This window comes from Microbacterium kunmingense (genome assembly GCF_023155745.1).
Lineage (GTDB): Bacteria > Actinomycetota > Actinomycetes > Actinomycetales > Microbacteriaceae > Microbacterium > Microbacterium kunmingense.
This window is the reverse complement of sequence record NZ_JAKNUS010000028.1, coordinates 1-518: the sequence shown is the minus strand read 5'-3', so window position 1 is coordinate 518 and position 518 is coordinate 1. Positions and strand designations below refer to the sequence as shown.

Genomic DNA, 518 nt, shown 5'->3' with positions numbered 1-518 from the left:
CAGTTCAGGATCTCCACGTCGGTGCCGTCCGCGAGGCGCCAGTGTGTGAAGTCGGACTGCCAGGTCTCGTTGGGTTGTGCGGCTTCGAACCGGACGAACGATGATCGGGGGCGTTTGCGGGGCTCTGGCGTGATCAGGGCGGCCTGGTGCAGGACGCGGCGGATCGTGGACGTCGACGGCGGTCGGAGCCCTTCCTGCTGCAGGTGCCAGGCGATGGTGACAGGGCCCGCATCGGTCCCGGCCGCTGCCAACGCCTGCCGCAGCTGCACGATGCGTTCTCGGACACGGTCGGTGACCGCGTGCGGTGAGGACTTCGGCGCACGCGTGCGCGCATCCAACCCGTCCAGCCCCTCGTCTCGGTAACGGGCGAGCAGCTTGTGCAGATACTGCCGGCTCATCCCGTACTCGGCCGCGGCCGCGCTCACAGTAAGTCCCCCCGCGACGATCTTCAACACCACGACCCGATGCTTCGACGACATGCCCGAGTCTGTCGCCTATGACCCGACTCACGTGTCGCC

At 67.8% G+C, this 518-nt stretch carries 1 protein-coding gene; it reads right to left on the bottom strand.

Translation table 11 applies throughout. From position 1 onward, the window contains the following. A partial coding sequence (locus MA875_RS17365; protein WP_248243450.1) for a helix-turn-helix domain-containing protein occupies positions 1-479 on the bottom strand: 479 nt, incomplete at its 3' end. Positions 480-518 lie beyond the last annotated feature (39 nt).